At 66.8% G+C, this 17880-nt stretch carries 16 protein-coding genes and 1 pseudogene; 6 read left to right on the top strand and 11 right to left on the bottom strand.

All coding sequences use genetic code 11. The annotated features are described in order from the left end of the window. Positions 1 to 60: 60 nt before the first annotated feature. On the bottom strand, positions 61 to 1878 hold the full coding sequence (locus AC5Y4F_RS20250; RefSeq protein WP_499998097.1) for a hypothetical protein: 1818 nt from the start codon (positions 1876 to 1878) through the stop codon (positions 61 to 63). Between AC5Y4F_RS20250 and AC5Y4F_RS20255 the strand changes: the two genes are divergently transcribed. Beyond that, positions 1844 to 2788, top strand: coding sequence for an NAD-dependent epimerase/dehydratase family protein (locus AC5Y4F_RS20255; protein ID WP_197520601.1), 945 nt, complete (start codon positions 1844 to 1846; stop codon positions 2786 to 2788). The two genes, AC5Y4F_RS20250 and AC5Y4F_RS20255, sit on opposite strands and share 35 nt — an antisense overlap. Before the next feature lie 6 nt (positions 2789 to 2794). Here AC5Y4F_RS20255 and AC5Y4F_RS20260 read toward each other — a convergent pair whose 3' ends face one another. Genes AC5Y4F_RS20260 through AC5Y4F_RS20270 form a run of 3 tightly spaced genes read right to left on the bottom strand, consistent with a single transcriptional unit; the run spans position 2795 to position 5161 of the window. Then, on the bottom strand, positions 2795 to 3136 hold the full coding sequence (locus AC5Y4F_RS20260) for a DUF2304 domain-containing protein (RefSeq protein ID WP_067936382.1): 342 nt from the start codon (positions 3134 to 3136) through the stop codon (positions 2795 to 2797). A 13-nt stretch (positions 3137 to 3149) separates the two neighbouring features. Continuing rightward, positions 3150 to 3845: a polyprenyl-phospho-N-acetylgalactosaminyl synthase PpgS gene (gene ppgS, locus AC5Y4F_RS20265; protein WP_067936379.1), complete on the bottom strand. Its 696-nt coding sequence runs from the start codon at positions 3843 to 3845 to the stop codon at positions 3150 to 3152. A 35-nt stretch (positions 3846 to 3880) separates the two neighbouring features. Next, entirely contained in the window at positions 3881 to 5161 is a 1281-nt protein-coding gene (locus AC5Y4F_RS20270; RefSeq protein WP_499998102.1) for a hypothetical protein, read from the bottom strand. Positions 5162 to 5290: 129 nt separating this feature from the next. Here AC5Y4F_RS20270 and AC5Y4F_RS20275 point away from each other — a divergent pair, with 129 nt between their 5' ends. Continuing rightward, positions 5291 to 6364 (top strand): DUF475 domain-containing protein, encoded by a 1074-nt coding sequence (locus AC5Y4F_RS20275; protein WP_499998106.1) that lies wholly within the window; start codon positions 5291 to 5293, stop codon positions 6362 to 6364. A 16-nt stretch (positions 6365 to 6380) separates the two neighbouring features. On the opposite strand, the gene AC5Y4F_RS20280 is transcribed toward AC5Y4F_RS20275, so the two are convergent. After that, the gene (locus tag AC5Y4F_RS20280; protein ID WP_067936371.1) at positions 6381 to 6869 is read right to left on the bottom strand and encodes an inorganic diphosphatase; all 489 of its coding nucleotides are present in this window, start codon (positions 6867 to 6869) and stop codon (positions 6381 to 6383) included. A 106-nt stretch (positions 6870 to 6975) separates the two neighbouring features. Here AC5Y4F_RS20280 and dacB point away from each other — a divergent pair, with 106 nt between their 5' ends. The 4 genes from dacB to hpt are packed head-to-tail and all read left to right on the top strand — an operon-like array spanning position 6976 to position 11034. After that, positions 6976 to 8361, top strand: coding sequence for a D-alanyl-D-alanine carboxypeptidase/D-alanyl-D-alanine endopeptidase (dacB, locus tag AC5Y4F_RS20285; protein ID WP_499998112.1), 1386 nt, complete (start codon positions 6976 to 6978; stop codon positions 8359 to 8361). Beyond that, positions 8358 to 9419: a zinc-dependent metalloprotease gene (locus AC5Y4F_RS20290; protein ID WP_499998114.1), complete on the top strand. Its 1062-nt coding sequence runs from the start codon at positions 8358 to 8360 to the stop codon at positions 9417 to 9419. The genes dacB and AC5Y4F_RS20290 overlap by 4 nt, the downstream gene beginning before the upstream one ends. Next, positions 9398 to 10372, top strand: a complete 975-nt coding sequence (gene tilS / locus AC5Y4F_RS20295; protein ID WP_499998118.1) for a tRNA lysidine(34) synthetase TilS — start codon at positions 9398 to 9400, stop codon at positions 10370 to 10372. The genes AC5Y4F_RS20290 and tilS overlap by 22 nt, the downstream gene beginning before the upstream one ends. A 50-nt stretch (positions 10373 to 10422) precedes the next feature. Beyond that, complete coding sequence (hpt, locus tag AC5Y4F_RS20300) at positions 10423 to 11034, top strand: hypoxanthine phosphoribosyltransferase (protein ID WP_067936363.1); 612 nt, start codon at positions 10423 to 10425, stop codon at positions 11032 to 11034. Between the two features lie 77 nt (positions 11035 to 11111). Here hpt and AC5Y4F_RS20305 read toward each other — a convergent pair. From AC5Y4F_RS20305 to AC5Y4F_RS20330, 6 genes and pseudogenes are all read right to left on the bottom strand, one after another. Continuing rightward, positions 11112 to 11848, bottom strand: a pseudogene (locus tag AC5Y4F_RS20305) (SIMPL domain-containing protein). A gap of 116 nt (positions 11849 to 11964) precedes the next feature. Then, the gene (locus tag AC5Y4F_RS20310) at positions 11965 to 12945 is read right to left on the bottom strand and encodes a hypothetical protein (RefSeq protein ID WP_499998124.1); all 981 of its coding nucleotides are present in this window, start codon (positions 12943 to 12945) and stop codon (positions 11965 to 11967) included. A gap of 110 nt (positions 12946 to 13055) precedes the next feature. Further along, entirely contained in the window at positions 13056 to 14651 is a 1596-nt protein-coding gene (locus AC5Y4F_RS20315) for an HNH endonuclease signature motif containing protein (protein WP_499998126.1), read from the bottom strand. Between the two features lie 32 nt (positions 14652 to 14683). Further along, the gene (locus AC5Y4F_RS20320; protein WP_067936352.1) at positions 14684 to 15697 is read right to left on the bottom strand and encodes a zinc-binding dehydrogenase; all 1014 of its coding nucleotides are present in this window, start codon (positions 15695 to 15697) and stop codon (positions 14684 to 14686) included. Beyond that, positions 15697 to 16884: an LLM class flavin-dependent oxidoreductase gene (locus AC5Y4F_RS20325; protein ID WP_067936349.1), complete on the bottom strand. Its 1188-nt coding sequence runs from the start codon at positions 16882 to 16884 to the stop codon at positions 15697 to 15699. The genes AC5Y4F_RS20320 and AC5Y4F_RS20325 overlap by 1 nt, the downstream gene beginning before the upstream one ends. After that, entirely contained in the window at positions 16881 to 17846 is a 966-nt protein-coding gene (locus AC5Y4F_RS20330) for an alpha/beta fold hydrolase (RefSeq protein WP_197520600.1), read from the bottom strand. Before AC5Y4F_RS20330 ends, AC5Y4F_RS20325 begins: the two co-directional genes overlap by 4 nt. Positions 17847 to 17880 lie beyond the last annotated feature (34 nt).

A 17880-nucleotide genomic window follows, 5' to 3' on the forward strand; every position in this document is an offset into this window, starting at 1 on the left:
TGACCCGACTCATCTGTCACCTATGTCGTGAACTCAGACACCCCAGGCGGCTCCACAGTTTCAAGCGGGCGCGACGAACCCCACCGGTCCCGACGCGATGCACAACGCCAGGGCGGCGGTGTTGGCGCGCACGGTGATCGCATCGCCGGCGCCCGGGAGCCGGGCGAAGACCCGATTGAGTCCGGGACGCACCGGCACTTTGACCTCGGGACCTTGCGTCATCGACAACGTCATCGAGCCGTCGCTGTTGGCCAGGTAGTTCAGTTCGACGGTCCAGTCGGCGGGCAGCAGCGGACCGTCGAGCACCAGCCGGGCCGGCTTGTCCGGTTGGGCGAAGTAGCCGCACCGCGGCATCGGCCCGGGCGCGATGGTCCGAACCCAGCTGACCCGTGCCTTGATCAGCCGACCCGAGCTGTCGATCATGCGCAATTGTGTTGTCGCAGGCGCGAATTCGGGCCTATTTTGCAGCAGGGCAAACAGGTGGCTGGCCAGATTCTCCGGCGCGGCCACCCGCTGCAGCACGAACGGGTCGACCTCCTGATCAAGCAGCGGCGCGTCCGAGGACGCATGCGCGGCGGCCAGAGAAGCCCGGGCGTTCTGCAGGTAGGGCTTGGCGGGGTTGTCACGCCAGCTGGTCAGGAACGTCGATGTCGAGTACAGGCTGCTGGCCGCGAACAGCATCGTCAACCCCGCGGCCGCCGCAGTGCGTTTCGGCGACGCGTCGAGCCAGCGCGGTCCGCCCTGCCGGTTGGGGGCCCTCGATGCCACGGCGGCCAGCAGTGCCAGCACCACGACCAGATCCGGCAGGTAGCGCAGCGTCTGCGCGAGTTCCAGTGCGGTCTGCTTCGACGACCGCATCAGGTAGATGGGCACCTGGCAGGCCACGGCGTAGCCGACGGCGATCAGCCACACCGGCCCGATGCGTGCCTTGCGAACCAGCGATACCCCCAGGGTTCCGGCAAGCACCAGCCAGCCCAGCGCCATCACCGACAGCGGGGGCGTGGCCCACGGCGAAGCCGGCGCCCACCGATCCCAGTGCCACGGCCCGCCGGCCAGCCCCGGCACGATGCCGTGCGTGATCGAGCGCATCAGCAGCTGCCACGTCATCGACAGGTCGGAACTCCACCGCTGCTGATCGACCACGGCCAGATACAGCGCGATCCAGGCCGCGGTGAGGGCAAGGGCACCGATCCACAATCGCCGGCCGGCCCGCCACGCCGCCCGCAGCGCCGACCCCGGGCTTGGATCGCCGGTCACCCGGCACAGCAGCGCGACGACCGCGAACGCGACGAACGGGATCACCGCGGCCTTCTCGAAGAACAGCAACCCGCCGAAGTACACCAGCACCCCGGTGACGGCGTAGCGCTGTTTGCCTGTGCGCACCAGCAGGATGGCGTCGCCGCACACCCAGGCCAGCGCGGCGAGCATCGGTAGCGAATTCAGCGCCGCCGCCCACCATGCGAATCCCGGCACGGCCAACGGCGTGAACAACGCGAACGTGAACGGGATCAGCAGCACGGGGCGCCACCCCGCGATGACGTACAGCGCACGCAACAACGCCAGCGACGCCAGCAGTTGCAGCACCACCAGGCTGACCGCCGGCCAGGTCCAGTTCAGCGGCGCCAGCCGGATGATGGTGCCCGCGACCAGAAATGCCCCCGGCATGAGATGCCCATCATGGTCATCGAACAGGTACGACGGCGCGAGCAGGTTGTGGGTACCGGCCTTGCCGATGAGGATCAGGTCGTCCCAATAGAAGTAGCCACCGAACGCCAGCACCGCGCGCACCGCCAGCTGCACCGCGACGAGCGCGACGGCCAACACCGCTATGTATGGTGGGCCGGTGCGTGCACTGGTTACCGGGGCGGCCGGATTCATCGGCTCGACGCTAGTCGACCGTCTGTTGGCCGACGGTCACGCGGTGGTGGGCCTGGACAACTTCGCCTCGGGCCGCGCGACCAACCTCGAGCATCTGGCCGACCATCCGGCATACGCCTTCGTCGAGGCGGACATCGTGACCGCCGACCTGGAGGGCATCCTCGGCGAACATCGCCCGGAAGTGGTGTTTCATCTGGCAGCTCAGATCGACGTGCGGCACTCGGTGGCCGACCCGCAATTCGACGCGTCGGTCAACGTGATCGGCACGGTGCGCCTGGCTGAGGCCGCGCGGCGCGCGCAGGTCCGCAAGGTCGTGCACACCTCCTCGGGCGGATCCATCTACGGCACCCCACCGCGCTACCCCACTCCCGAGACCGTGCCGACCGATCCAGCCTCGCCGTACGCCGCGGGCAAGGTGGCGGGCGAGATCTATCTGAACACCTTCCGCCACCTGTACGGCCTGGATTGCTCGCACATCGCGCCGGCGAATGTCTATGGCCCCCGCCAAGATCCGCACGGAGAGGCCGGCGTGGTGGCGATCTTCGCCCAGGCGCTGCTCTCGGGTAAACCGACCAAGGTTTTCGGAGACGGCAGCAACACTCGCGATTACGTTTTCGTCGACGACGTCGTGGACGCCTTCGTCAAGGCATCCGGGGACGCCGGCGGCGGGCAGCGTTTCAACGTCGGCACCGGCGTCGAAACGTCGGACCGGCAACTGCATTCGGCGGTGGCGGCCGCCGTCGGGGGGCCCGACGATCCGGAGTTCGCGCCACCGCGACTTGGCGACCTCAAGCGATCCTGCCTCGACATCGGTTCGGCTGCAGAGGTTTTGGGCTGGAAACCGAAGGTCGACCTGTCCGACGGGGTGGCCCGCACGGTGGAATTCTTCCGGCGGACTCAGGCCGGTTAACGGCCGCTAGCTCGCTTCGGGCGCCTGCGCGGACTCCATCGCCACCGCGCGGGCAAGCCGCGCGTAGCGCAGCTCCAGGTCCTTGAACCGCATGTAGGTGCTGAGTGTGGTGAAGCAGAACGCCATGATCAGCGCGTAGAGCATCAGGTCGGTGCCGCGGCGCACGCCGAACCATTGCGCCACCACCGTCGTGTCATCGGGCCGCAGCACGGCGTAGATGCCGGCCAGCACGAACACCACGTAGCCCACCTTGACCCACGCCCGGGAGCGCGCGTTGCGGCGCGAGCGCAGCAGATAGACCAACAGTGCGACAATCGATCCGATCAGCAGCACCTGAATCCAGTTCATTTTGCAACCCTTTTCATCTCGGAAGCCTGCCGCGCAGGAACCCGTCGAAAATGATGTTGACGCCGTTGAGCAGGGGCTGCCCCTTCGACATCGAGTACGCGGTGTAGAGCACCTCGATAGGTTCTTCGGCCACGCGCCAATGGTTTTCGTCGATCAGCATGATGATTTCGTTGGCGTGGCTCATGCCGCTCATCGTGATGTCCAAGCCGTCGGCGACCTTCTTGTTGAATACTCGAAGCCCATTGTTGGTGTCGGTCAGGCCAAGTCGGCGGCCGCGTCGGCTCAGCCGCGCGGCGGTCTGCAGCACGATCCGTTTCACGAACGGCGGCCGGGCGCCGTGCTGCGCGCCGAACCGGGTGCCGATGACGACGTCGACGTCGCCGGCACGCAACCGGTCGACCATCGTCGCGAGGTCTTTGACGCGGTGCTGGCCGTCGGCGTCGAAAGTGGCGAAAATCTGGGCGCCCGGCTGCTTGCGGGCGTATTCGACACCCGTCTGAATGGCGGCTCCCTGCCCGAGGTTGATCGGATGCCGCACCAGGTGAGCGCCGGCGCGCAGGGCGATCTCACCCGTTTCGTCGGCGCTGCCGTCGTCGACGCACACGACATGGTCGAACACCGAACGCACATCGGCGACCACCTCGCCGATGACAGCTGCTTCGTTGTAGGCGGGAATGACCACCCAGACGGCATCTGTTTCAGTACCCATTTAAGCCCACAAGGTACACGCTGGTGCAGGCCAAATCAGCCGGTAGAGCGCGCGACGCGCGACAGAGCCAGCAGATGAACGCCGATTCCCACCACCGGGCCGCACAGCAGCCCGATCACGGTTCGAGTCTGCAGCGACAGCGGCAGCAACAGTAGCAATCCCGACGCGACCGTGGCGCTCACCCAACCCAGCGAGTAGGCCCGGTGCAGGGCGGCCGCCACTGCCGCCGCACCCGTCAATGTCAGCATGGCGATCGCCACCGCGGCCGCGGTCAGCCACGCCAGCAGCGCGCTGCTGGCGTGGTACTGCGGCCCGAAGGCGACCCGCAGCAGCCACGGGCCCACCGCGGCCGCCGCCAGCACCCCGACCGCACCGATCGCTCCGACGATCGCCGCGGGGGCGAGCAGGGCACGAATCCGGTCGCTGCGCTCGTCGACGAAATGGGCAATCAGGTTGCCCTGCATGGCCGTCAGCGGCACCAGCAGCGGCGCGCGGGTCAGTGTGACGGCCAGGATGATCACCCCGCCCTGGGCGCCGAGCTCCGCGCTGGTCAGCTTCAGCAGCACCGGAAATCCCATCACCAGGATGGCGCTGGCACCGGCCGCGGTGATCGAATGCGCCGCGCCCCGTAGAAATGTCGCGGTGCCGCCGGGGGTCAGCAGGCGGGCGGTGTGCCTGGTCGCCGGCGAGGCGATCAGCAGGATCAGCCAGGCGACCGCGCCGGCCACCGTGGCCCACAAGAAACCGACCAGATGCCATCCGAGCGCCACGGTTGCCGCGGCCACCGTCACGCGGATGATGGCGTCGGTCACCATCAGCGCGCCGTAACGGCTCCACTGGTTGGTGCCGGCCAGCATGCCCAGCAAGGTGGCGTGCACACAGAACCCGGCCAGCCCGACGCTGAGCAGAGCTACCGACAGCAGCCGCGCGTCGATGAACACCCGTGCGCTCCACAAGGGCGAGCTGCCCGCGATCAAGACGGCCGCGGCCACCCCGACCAGCATGGCGACGCGCATCGGGTGGGTGCGGGGTTCGCCGGGCACCGGCAAGGCGGCCAGGTCGCTGACATAGGGCCCACCAACGGAGCAAGAGCGCACTTCCCGGGTGGTTTCCTGCAACAGGCCGTTGGCCGCGCCCGTAACCAATCCGAATGCACCCCAGAAGACCCCGAAAACCGAAAAGCCGCCCGGCGCCAGGTCGCGGGCGGCCAGGTAGATGACGGCGTAACCGCACAGCGCCGTGACGGCGGTGGCGGTGCCGACCCGGGCCATGCTGCCGCGCGCCACCGGCCCCTGTGATGCGCTGATTTCGGTCATCGGGGCGGCGGCGCTTTCGGCCGGGTGTCCCGATGATTCGCCACAATTTGAAAATTCTATGCGGCCCGCAGCGATCGCCCGTGGCGCGATCCGGTTCGCTAGTGTGTGGCGGGCCGTCGGAAAGGATCCATGTCCGCTTTGCGCACCTTCGGGACCTCGCTGGTGGTCACCGCGGCGGCCCTCGGCATCGGATATGTGTACGGCGGGTTCAAAGGTCTTTATCTGCTGCTGGTGCTGGCCGCCCTCGAGGTGTCGTTGTCGTTCGACAACGCCGTCATCAACGCTTCGATCCTCAAACGGATGAGCCGCTTCTGGCAGCAGATGTTCCTGACGATCGGGATTCTCGTCGCCGTATTCGGCATGCGACTCCTGTTCCCGCTGCTCATCGTGTGGACAACAGCTGGGCTCGACCCGGTGCGCGCGATGGAGCTGGCTCTGCATCCGCCGCCGCACGGCGCCCTAAAATTTCCGGACGGCTCGCCCAGCTACCAAAAACTCGTCATCGCGGCCCACCCCCAGATCGCCGCCTTCGGTGGAATCTTCCTTCTGATGCTGTTCCTGGATTTTGTTTTCTATGACCGAGAAATCAAGTGGCTCAAGTGGATTGAGATCCCATTTGCGCGCCTGGGCCGGCTGGGGCAGGCGTCGTTGGTGGTCACGGGTTTGGTGCTGGTCCTGGTCGGTACGCAACTGACGCACTCGGGTGACGAGGCGGCGACGGTGCTGACCGCCGGGCTGCTGGGCATGGTGATCTATCTGGTGGTCAACGGAGTGAGCAGGGCGTTTCGGCCATCCGACACCGAAGCGGTAGCAGCCGGCGCGGCGGCGGGCCGTGCTGGCCTCACGCTGTTCCTCTATCTCGAAGTGCTCGATGCCGCCTTTTCGTTCGACGGCGTCACCGGCGCGTTCGCCATCACCTCGGACCCCATCATCATCGCGCTGGGCCTGGGACTGGTTGGCTCGATGTTCGTCCGGTCGATCACCATCTACCTGGTCCGCCAGGGGGCGTTGGGCCGGTACGCGTACCTGGAACACGGCGCGCACTGGGCCATAGGTGCGCTGGCCGTCATCATGTTGGGCTCCATCGAGCCCAGATTCGAGGTCCCCGAAGCCGTCACGGCCTCGGTCGGCGTGGCTTTCATCGCGGCGGCGGTGGGTTGGAGCATCCTGCGCAATCGCCGGGAGGCACGCGCCGGGGACTAGTGCCCCGCGGTGGGGTTCAGTGCCCTTCGGCCTTGAACCGCTCGATCGAGCGCTGGATCTCCGCCTCCGCTTCGGCCCGGCCGACCCAGTCCGCGGCCTTGACGAACTTGCCCGGTTCCAGGTCCTTGTAGTGCACGAAGAAGTGCTTGATCACGTCCAGCTCGAACTCCGGCACGTCCCCGATGTCTTGAACGTGGTCCCAGCGGTGGTCGCCGGCCGGCACGCACAGGACCTTGTCGTCGCCGCCCTTTTCGTCGGTCATCCGGAACATGCCCACCGGACGCGCCTCGACGATCACGCCGGGAAACACCGACTGCGGCAGCAGCACCATCGCATCCAGCGGGTCGCCGTCCTCGCCGAGGGTGTCTTCGATGAAGCCGTAGTCGGTCGGGTAGGCCATCGCGGTGTACAGGTAGCGGTCCAGGCGTAGCCGTCCAGTCTCGTGGTCGACCTCGTACTTGTTCCGCTGACCCTTTTGAATCTCGATGGTCACGTCGAATTCCACCGCGTGGGCTCCTTGTCGGTTAGGCAGGCCAATTTTGCTCTGTCACACCCTAGTCGAGCGCATCCGCGCCGATTCGGCAGAATGGGTTCAGACAGTCAGGAGAGTCATGGCCCGTACTCGCTGGCAAAAATCCACCCCAGTGCTCATCGGGTTGGGCGTGCTGGCGTTTGTCGCCGCCGTAGTGGTGGCGGCAACGTTTTTCACCACGGCCGGGCACGGCGCCAACAGCACGCGTGCCCCGATACCGCCCCCGCACGCGCCGACCGTAAAGCCCGGCATGACCCCGGTGAGCGAGACCGCCGAACTACCGAGCGGTCCCGGCGTCAGCGCGATGCTGGCACCAGTGGCGAGCGACCCCAATTTGGGCCGGTTAGGCGCACGAGTCACCGACGCCATCACCGGAAAAGAGTTGTGGCAAGTGGCGGGCGACATGCCGTTGGTGCCGGCCTCGACAAACAAGGTGCTTACGGCGGCCGCGGCCTTGCTCACGCTGGACCATCAGGCCCGGATCAGCACCCGCGTGGTGGCCGGCAGCCAGAACGCCCAGGGGCCGGTCGTGCTGGTGGGTGCCGGCGATCCGGCGCTGTCGGCGGCGCCCCCCGGCGTGGACACGTGGTACCGGGGTTCGGCCCGGATCAGCGACCTCGTCGAACAGATCCGCCGCAGCGGCGTGACGCCGACCGCGGTGCAGGTGGATACCTCCGCATTCAGCGGGCCGACCATGGCGCAGGGTTGGGACGCTGCCGACGTCGACAACGGCGATATCGCGCCGATCGAGTCGGTGATGATCGACGCCGGCCGCATCCAGCCTTCGACGGTGAACTCGCGGCGGTCCCGGACCCCGGCCCTGGATGCCGGCCGGGAGCTGGCCAAGGCGCTGGGCCTGGACCCGAACGCGGTCACGATCGCGACCGCGCCGTCGGGGGCGCGCCAGCTGGCGGTCGTGCAGTCGGCGCCGCTGGTCCAGCGGCTCTCCGAAATGATGGATCACTCGGACAACGTGCTGGCCGAATGCATCGCTCGTGAGGTGGCGGCCGCGATCAACCGACCGCGTAGCTTTGCGGGCGCGTCTGACGCGGTGACCAACCGGCTGAGCACTGCTCACGTTGACACCACGGGCGCGGCGCTGCTGGATTCCAGTGGACTCTCGGTCGACGATCGGCTGACGGCCAAGACGCTCGACGGCGTCCTGCAGGCCGCGGCCGGGCCCGACCAGCCGTCGCTGCGGGCGCTGCTGGATCTGCTTCCGATCGCCGCCGGCAGCGGGACGCTGGCGGATCGCTTCACCGACGCCTCCACGGCGCAGGGCCCGGCGGGCTGGTTGAGGGCCAAAACCGGCTCGCTGACCGCCATCAATGCGCTGGCCGGGGTGCTCACCGACCGCAGTGGCCGGGTGCTCACTTTCGCGTTCATCTCCAACGATGCCGGCCCGAACGGCCGCAACGTGATGGATGCGCTGGCGACCCGGCTGTGGTCCTGCGGGTGCTCATGACGCCGTCGTCGGACCTGACCCTGGGCACCGCCGTCGACTGGACGTTCGCGGCCGCGGTCGGTCGGCGCTTGGCCAGGCCGGGTCCGCCGTCCAGCGACTACACCCGCCGCCGGGTGGTCGACGAACTCGCCACCGCGTCCACCAAAGCCGAACCGTTGGTGCGAGACGTCACCGGCCTGGTCACCAACGGCACGGTGCCGGCGGCCCGCATCGTCGACCGTCCGGATTGGATCGCCGCGGCGACCGAGTCGATGCGGGTGATGATGCACGGGGCCGAGAAGCCGCGCGGGTTTCTTACGGGTCGCGTCACCGGCGCGCAGACCGGCGCCGTTCTGGCATACGTGTCGTCGGGGATCCTCGGCCAGTATGACCCGTTCGCCACTGATAACGGGGCCAATCCAGGCTGTCTGCTGCTGGTGTATCCCAACGTCATCGCGGTCGAGCGGCAGCTTCGAGTCGATCCGTCCGATTTCCGGCTATGGGTGTGCCTGCACGAGGTCACCCATAGAGTGCAGTTCACCGCAAACCCGTGGCTGCCGGACTACATGTCGCAAGCGCTGGGTCTGCTGACCCGTGACGGTGGTGAGGACATCAGGGAGGTGATGGCCCGGCTCGCCGACTACGCCCGCAACCGCGGAGATAAAGCGTCGGAGTCCGACGCCAACTCGTCGGGGATTTTTGGGCTGGTGCGCGCGGTGCAGTCTGAACCGCAGCGCCAAGCGCTGGACCAGTTGCTGGTGCTGGGGACCCTGCTGGAGGGGCACGCCGACCACGTCATGGATGCCGTCGGACCAATGGCGGTGCCGTCGGTGGCCACCATCCGCCGCCGGTTCGACGAGCGCCGCCACCGTAAGCAGCCGCCGCTGCAGCGGCTGTTGCGCGCACTGCTGGGGCTCGACGCGAAGCTCAGCCAGTACACGCGCGGCAAGGCTTTCGTCGATCACGTCGTCGGGCAGGTGGGGATGGCGCGGTTCAACGCCATCTGGACGGGTCCCGAAACGCTGCCGCTGCCCACCGAGATCGAAGAGCCCCAGCGATGGATCGACCGGGTGCTGTAGGCGAGCTGCGCGCGGCTGTCGAGGCGTTCATCAAGACGCACCTCGCCACCGTCGAACAGTGGTGCGTGGCGCTGTCCGGCGGTCCAGATTCGCTCGCGCTGACCGCGGTCGCGGCCCAGCTGCGACCCACCACTGCGGTGGTCGTCGACCATGGCCTGCAAGCCGACTCCGCGGCGGTCGCCGAGACCGCCCGCGCGCAGGCCGTCTCGTTGGGATGCGTTGGGGCCCAAGTGGTCCGGGTGCAGGTGGGCAACCAGGGCGGTCCCGAGGCGGCGGCGCGCGCGGCGCGCTATGCCGCGTTGAGCGCCTACCGTTGCGGTCCGGTGCTGTTGGGCCACACGCTGGACGACCAGGCCGAGACGGTGTTGCTGGGGCTGGGCCGCGGGTCCGGGGTGCGCTCGATCGCCGGGATGAGTCCATACGATCCGCCGTGGTGTCGGCCGTTGCTCACGGTACGCCGGGCCGTGACGCATGGCGCGTGCCAGGAACTCGGGCTGACCCCCTGGCGGGATCCGCACAACACCGATCGCCGTTTCACCCGGGCCCGGCTGCGCACCGAGGTGCTGCCGCTGCTGGAAGACGTGCTCGGCGGTGGCGTGGCCGAGGCGCTGGCCCGCACCGCGACCTCGCTGCGGGAGGATTCTGAATTCATCGACGCGCTGGCGGTTCGGGCGCTGCCCGAGACCCAGGCCGACTCGGGCCTGCGGGTGCGGGCGTTGGCGACGCTGGACGCCCCCGTGCGGCGGCGCGTGATCCGGACCTGGCTGCTGGCCGGCGGTGCAACAAACCTGACCGATAAGCAGATTCGTGCAGTGGACGCCCTGGTCACCGGCTGGCGTGGGCAGGGTGGAGTGGCGGTAGGGTCGTCGCAGCCCGACGCGCGATTGTTCGCGGGCCGCCGCGAGGGCGTGTTGACGTTGTGGCGCGAGCCGGTCGGCAAGCCAATCCACTAGCCGCAATATCGGGGCTGCCGTTGGTTATTCGCCCGCCATCGTGGCACTCTGTGGGCGTGGCCCAGATCTCCTCGGCGATCACCCCCGCCCAACCCGCGGAGCTGTACCCCGGGGATATCAAGTCTGTCCTGCTGACGTCGGCGCAAATTCAGGCGCGAATCGCCGACCTGGGCCGCGAAATCGGGCAGAACTACCGGGACGCCGCAATCGAGACCGGACAGGACCTGCTGCTGATCACTGTGCTCAAGGGCGCTGTGATCTTTGTCACCGACCTGGCCCGCGCCATTCCGCTGCCCACGCAGTTCGAGTTCATGGCCGTCAGTTCCTACGGGTCATCGACGTCCTCCTCGGGCGTGGTGCGGATTCTCAAGGATCTGGACCGCGATATCGAGGGCCGCGACGTGCTGATCGTCGAGGACGTCGTCGACTCGGGCCTCACCCTGTCCTGGCTGCTGCGCAACCTCAAAACGCGCCGTCCGCGTTCGCTGCGGGTGTGCACCTTGCTGCGCAAGCCCGACGCGCAGGGCGCCCATGTCGATATCGCCTACGTGGGCTTCGACATCCCCAACGACTTCGTCGTCGGCTATGGCCTCGATTACGACGAGCGCTACCGCGACCTGTCCTACATCGGGACCCTGGATCCCAGGGTCTACCAGCAGTAGACGCCGCTCCGATTCGCCGGGCTCAGTCCGATGGCGGCGACCCGCTGCGCCCGGCTACGCCGCGGTTGCGATCGCCGTTAGTCCAACTCCCATAACGCTGTCACCGAGAAGTTCACCGTCTGCTGGCCGGGTTCCAGCGGAACCATCGACGGCATGGCCCGCGGCGCCCCGACCGGCGGCGGGGTGTTTCCGAGGTCTCCGAAATCGACAGCACCCGGCCCAACCGGAGCCCGGACAGGTGCGCGTACTGCTCGGCGCGGTCCTTGGCGTCGTTGAACGCCCGCGAGCGAGCGTCCTTCACCAACTGCGAATCGTCGGCGATGGAATAGCGGACGGACTTGATCCGGGTGGCGTCACCGCCCGTGCCGACGATGAGGGCAAGCAAGCGCGACGCGGCATCCGTCGGGTGAATCTTGACCGCGACGGCGTTGGTCGCGCGGTACGCGGTGATGGCGGCAGTACCGCTGGGCCCGGGGTTGTTGTATTCGGGCGACAGCGTGACCTCGGTGGTGCTGATGTCCTTGTGGTCGAGGCCGGCGCCCGTGAGTGCGTTGATGACCGCCTGTTGCCGATCGTTGGTTTGGTTCATCGCCGTGGTGACGTCGGGCGCGGTGGATTCGATGCCGACATCGGCGGTCAGGGTGTCCGGGACGCCTTGCACCTGGCCGGTGCCCACAACCGTCACCTGACGGGGGTTGGCCCCGGGCTGCGGCGGGTTGTGCTTGTCGCAGGCCGGGATTGCCGCGATTGCCAGACCGGCCGCGGCCACGGCGATCGATCGGCGGACAAGTCTTTCACTCCTGGGTATCGGCATGACTGGACCCTAGCGCCTAGGTTGCGTCAGCAGGCGTCACCGACGCAATGGCGATCCCGATTATCATTGCGTGAGTGGGCGATTGGGGCACTGACTTGTCACGGTGGGCCGCCGCCCTACAGAAGCGGCAGTATCCTTCCGCCCGGACCCTCGTCGGGTGGTCCGGTCCGATCGGACCTGAATCCACGAATTCCGCGGTCCTTCGTCCGTTTATCCGCGAGTCGACTCTGGACGTCGTCGGGGAGGCGCCCAATGCGGTCAGGCGAATTCCACAGTTCCCAGGTTTGAACCGCCCAGTACACCGCGAACTCGAGGATCACCGCAGATTCCAACCAAATGACCCATGGCTCCCATCCGGGATGCTTGAGATGCACTGCGACAACTGCGATTAACGTCACCGCCATCACAAGAGCAATGATCCGGTAGAACCATTTATAGCGGTCCTTGTGCGGCGCCTTCTCAGAGTCCTCTTGCCCCACGACGTATGCGGCGCAGAACACGGTGATGATGAAGGACAAGAGCATCAAGACACCGGAGACGCCGTGGATATGCGCATAGAACTGGTTCGGGAAAAAGATAAGGACAATGAGGCCGACCGCCATAATCACCCAGAAAATCAACAGCGCTACGGCTCCCAACGGGCTTCTCTTATGCCGAGTGTGGTTGCGCCAGTGCAGCACGGCCATCACCGACCAGCCTACAATCAGTGCAGCAACGACCGTCCAGACGTTAGGCTGAATTGCGGGCACGAAGTCAGACGGCAGACCATATGGCCCACACCGTTCCTGGGACGTGAGCGGACCCTGTGGCACCATCGCGATCATCAACGCGGACACACCAGCCAGAGTCAACAACGCATCCTCGGTGTCGTTGCTGCCCTTGTACATGATGAAAAGCGCGCCGAGCGCCAGAAGCGCGGCGATCAGGATGCTGTGCGCGGAGGTGTAATAGTAAGCACTGAGAGTGAATTGCCAGCAGGTTGCCGCTAGCTGCTCAAAGACAATGGCCAGAAAAACCATCAGCGTTACGATGACCATGCCGACGCGTAGGTCACGGTAGATGGCAAGTGTGATGGGCGTTGGTTTCTGGTTGTTCATGCTGCCCACTTCAGGCTGTCCGGTATTTGTTCGGGGACAATAGCCGGTGATATGGCGCTTCGTAGCGGATTTAGCGGAAGCTCCTTGATTTCAGAGCTTGAGCCAACGCCTTAAAAAGGTGGGTCTTCCGGCAAGGGTTGCAGGACCGGCTCATCGGGCATCCAATCCGGCGGCAGCTCTTCGGCTTCTCGCGGTTCATTCACCCAGGTGCAATACGGGCTGGTGCTCGGCGTGCCCTTGAATAGGAAAAGCATGTCGCGCATATGGTTTCGGAACTTACGCGACTCGATTTCCTGTTTTCGCGCCTGCTCCAGTTGTGCTCGCGCCGCGTTGATCGGCCGTTGCTCACGATTGTGCCTGCGCGCTTGGGCGATTCGTGCGCCGCGACGCTGTGATCTGGTTCGCCGTTGCGGGGCGGGCGTCACGCAAGCCGGACGGTGCGGCTGGGGGAACAGGTCGGCGCCGGCCGGCGAGGTCCGATAGGTCCGTCCGCTCGGCGACGTCCACACCACGGTGCCGTCGGCGAGTTGCCTGTCGCGCCAGCCGCCGAAGGTCTTGAGTCGATGATGTTGCCGGCACAGGCATTTGAGGTTCTCCGCCGTAGTCCGCCCGCCTGCCGCCGGATCCCGATGATTGAACGGAATCGTGTGATCGAGGTCGCAGACCTTTGCTGGCCGGCTGCATCCGGGGAATCGGCAGGTGAGGTCCCGAAATCGAATGGCCCGTTCCAGCGCGGCGGGCGGTTGATAGCGCAGCGCCTCGACCGGGCTGGTCACCGGATTGGCGATGAGCACGGATGCGGCGGCGGCCAATTGGCGCACCTGCTCGGCATCGATGACGCCATAGCCTTCCAGATAACCGGGCTCCGCTCCGTTGGCGTAGACGGTTTGTTCGCTAGCCACCACGTTGATGACGACGCGCGCCCCGGTGCGATCGCTCTCGAAACCGGCGCAGGCGCCGGGAACGTCGGCGCGGGCGGGACACTGCGCTTGCCCGCAGGTACAGGCCAATCCACGGCCTTCAGCGAGCGCGGCCAACGCGTCGGCTCGGCGCTGATCCATGGTTCGCGGGTCCGCCGTGCACACCTGCTTGGCCAGCTCGGAAAGCCGTCGATCGAAGGCGACGGCAGCCGAGGCCGCCACCGAGCCGTGGATCTCGGCCATGCCATTGTCCGCAGCACTGACTCCGATGCAACGATCGTCCTCGGCGGCAAGCCGGCGCTCACGGGCCGCGTCGGGATCGGCGGCTCGCACGGCGGCGTCGACCGCGTTCACGATGCGCTGCCTGGACCAGCCGTGCCAGTTGCCAATGCGCTCGGCTAGCGAATGGTCGAGCTTGGCGATCAGCTTCTCATCGGTGACCAGATCGGTACGGCCGATGATCAACCGCACTGTGCGCCAATCCGTTCGGCCCTCGGCCAGCAGAGCCGCGACCTTGGGCAACCTGGTGTCGAGCGCCTCGGCGTAGGACACCACGTAGCTGGCGCCCATGGGGGAGAGGTTCATCGCGGCGGCGATTTCGGCGGCGGTCTGCTCGAAGCCGTCGATTTCGGCGTGGTCGCGTTCTGGCCGCTCGGAGGTCGCCACCCGGTGCCGAAGTAACGCGGCCACTGCCGCGAGCCGGCGTGCTATCAGCCTCGACTCCTCGCGGTGGGCGGACTCGATGACCCCCACTAGCGATGCGGGGCCTGAGGGTAACTCGAACATAGGTTCGATTCTAGGACGACCCGGTGACAACCTCAGGGGGTGACGAGGATCTTGCAATGCCGCTCGGGGTCGGCGAGGTCGTCGAACGCCGCACCGACCTCGTCGAGGCCGACCTCGCCGGTGATCAGCGGGCTGACGTCGATGTCGCCCTCGGCCAGGGCGCGCAGCGAGTCACCGAACTCCTCGGGCGTGTAGGCGAGTACGAATTGCACGTTGATCTCTTTGGCGATCGCAAAGAACGGGTGCATCGTGTCGGGCTGCATGCACACGCCGGCGACCACCAGGCGGGTGCCGGGCCGCGCCCGAAGCAGCACGTCATCGATGATGCCCGGCACGCCGACCGCCTCGAAGACCACCGCGGGCTTGGCGGTGTCGAAGGGCGAGCCCTGTGCAGGATCCAGCGTCTGGTGGGCTCCCATCGCGTTGGCCAGCTCACGGCGTGTAGGCGAAAAATCAGAAGCCACAATGGTTTCAACGCCACGGAGTCGAAGGGCGGCGATGATGGCGATTCCGATCGGGCCGCAGCCGAGCACCAGGGCCGGCTCGCCGCGGGCGATGTTGGACTTGTTGACGGCGTGCAGGCCCACCGCCATCGGCTCGGTCAGGGCGGCGTGTTTGAAGTCCAGGCCGTTGGGGATGGCCAACAGCAGCGGCGCCGAAAGCAGCATCCGCTCGGCGTAGCCGCCGATGGTGTTGTTGCTGTAGACGATCGGCTCGACGCCTTTGGCGGACAACAGCACCGGCAGCGACGTGACCAGGGTGCCCGGCGGATGGGTCTCGGTCTCTGGCCCGGCTTCGAGTATCTCGGCGCTGAACTCGTGCCCCATGAAGATGTCGTGGTCCAGGTCGACGTGCATGGCGCCCGAGTCGCCGGCCACCCGGTCACTCATTTCCAGCACCTGCGCACCGTGGGCGGCGAAATGCAGGTCGGAGCCGCAGATCCCGCACGCCCGCACGCCCACCAGCACCTGGCCGGCTTCCGGTATCGGCTCGGGTACGTCGTCGCGGTAGGCCATGCGGCCGTCTCGCAGCACCGCCGCGCGCATCAGTGCACCGCGTCCTTCTGCTCGTCGACGTGTTCGGTGATGGCCTTCACGACCGCCTCGCCGGCCCGGCCGATCAACTGGTCGCGCTTGCTCTTCGCCCAGTCATGTGACGAGCGGGATGCCTCGAGTTGTCGTTTGAAGTGCGGAATCACCTTGCGCGCCATCAGGTCATAGCTGTGGTACGTCGCTTGGGGCGAGGCCCAGTCGTGGCCGAGCATCAGCAAGGTGCCGAACCCGCCAGAGCGGTCGAGCAGGTCCTCGATGTGGGCGATGGCGTCCTCGGGAGTGCCGATGCAGCAATTTCCCTTCGCGGCATAGTCGGCGACGAATTCATGTGGCGTCTGGGCGTCTTCCACGCTGTTGGCCAACGGCACAAATCCGGCGGCGCCAAAGTAATTCGCGAAGTCCTGCAGCCCGTACGTGCAGTCGTCGATGGCCTGCTCACGGCTGTCGGCGATGTGCATGATGCTCAGCACGCGCCAGCCGGCCCGGTCGGGCTCATCCCGGCCGACCTTGGCGGCCTGTTCGCGGACCACGTCCCAGGTGGTTTCCAGTGCCGCGTAGCCGCCGGGGACCGACATCGACAACGACAGCAATGAGGTGCCGAGCGCTCCGGCCAGCCGCGGGCCCGACGGCGAAATCATTGCTGCCGTGGAGATTTCGGGGTAGGGCCAGGTATAGGGCCGGATGTGCAGCTGCGCGTCTCGCAGGGTGAACCAGTCGGAGTGACGGTCGATGCGTTCGGTGGGTGCGGCGCGGAACAGCGCCAGGATCGCTTCGAGAGATTCCTGCATCATCCTGCGCTGCTCGATGGGGTCGATGCCCATCATGTATGCGTCCGAGGGCAGCGCACCGGGACCGGTGCCGAACATCACCCGCCCGCGGGTCAAGTGGTCCAGCAGCACCCAGCGGTCGGCCACCATGAGCGGATGGTGGTAGGGCAGCGATACGACGCCGGTGCCCAGCCGGATGTGTTTGGTCCGCTCGGCCGCCGCCGCGATGAACACCTCTGGGCACGCGATCAGCTCGTAGCCACCGGAGTGGTGTTCGCCGAACCACGCCTCGTCGAATCCGAGCCGATCCAGGGCGACGACGCGTTCCATGTCGTATTCCAGTGCCACGGTCGGGGATTGGCCCACGGGATGAAACGGGGTGATAAAGACACCGAAACGCAGGGGCGCGCTCATCGCAGCTCCAATCCATTGAGGAATTCCAGTAAGGCCGCATTCACCTCGTCGGGACGCTCTTGCTGCAGCCAATGCCCTGCGCCGTCGAGCATCACTTGTCGGTACGGGCCCGAGATCGCATCCGCAGCGCGATCGGCGCGGATGAAAGTCAGGACGGGATCGGCCGTCCCGCCGATGAACAAGCACGGGACCGAGATCTTCGCGCCGTCGAGTTCGGCGGTGGTCTCCCAGTTGCGGTCGAAATTGCGATACCAGTTCAGGCCGCCGGTGAAACCCGTGCGAGTGAACTCGGCGATGTAGTAGTCCAGCTCGTCCTGGCTTATCCAGTCCGGCAGCCCGTCGGGTTCGGGCAGCCGGTCGATCAAACCTTCCGGACCGGGGGCGACCATCCGTAGCGCCGCGGTTTCGTCATCTGATATCCGCAGGCCGCCCATCATTCGCCGCATCACCCGAGCGGGATCGGCGTTCAATTCGGCATCGGCGACGCCGGGCACTTGGAAGTACAGGATGTAGAAGAAATTCTCGCCGAACGTCTCGCGCCACGCCGTCGTCGGCGCCACCTGCGAGCGTGGGGTCACCGGCACGCTCATCGCGGCGACGGCGGCGACCCGGTCCGGGTGCAGCAGCGGGGCGTTCCAGACCACGGCTGCACCCCAGTCGTGCCCCACCCACACGGCGCGCTCCGCGCCCACGTCGTCGAGCAGACCGACCAGGTCGGCGGTCAGCTGATGGATGTCGTAGGCGTCGACGGCGTCGGGGCGATCCGAACCCCCGTAGCCGCGCTGATCGGGCGCCAACACGTGGTAGCCGGCCTCGGCGAGGATGGGTATCTGGTGACGCCAGGAGTAGGCAAGTTCGGGGAAACCATGCGACAGGAGCACCACAGGTGCGCCTCGCTCGCCCGCTTCGGTCACTCGCAGCCGCACACCATTGGTATCTACTAACCGCTCGGTTGGGGGCACCGTCCCACAAAAGCACAATGGTTGCTGGCTGAGA

This window comes from Mycobacterium sp. NGS56, assembly GCF_059812425.1.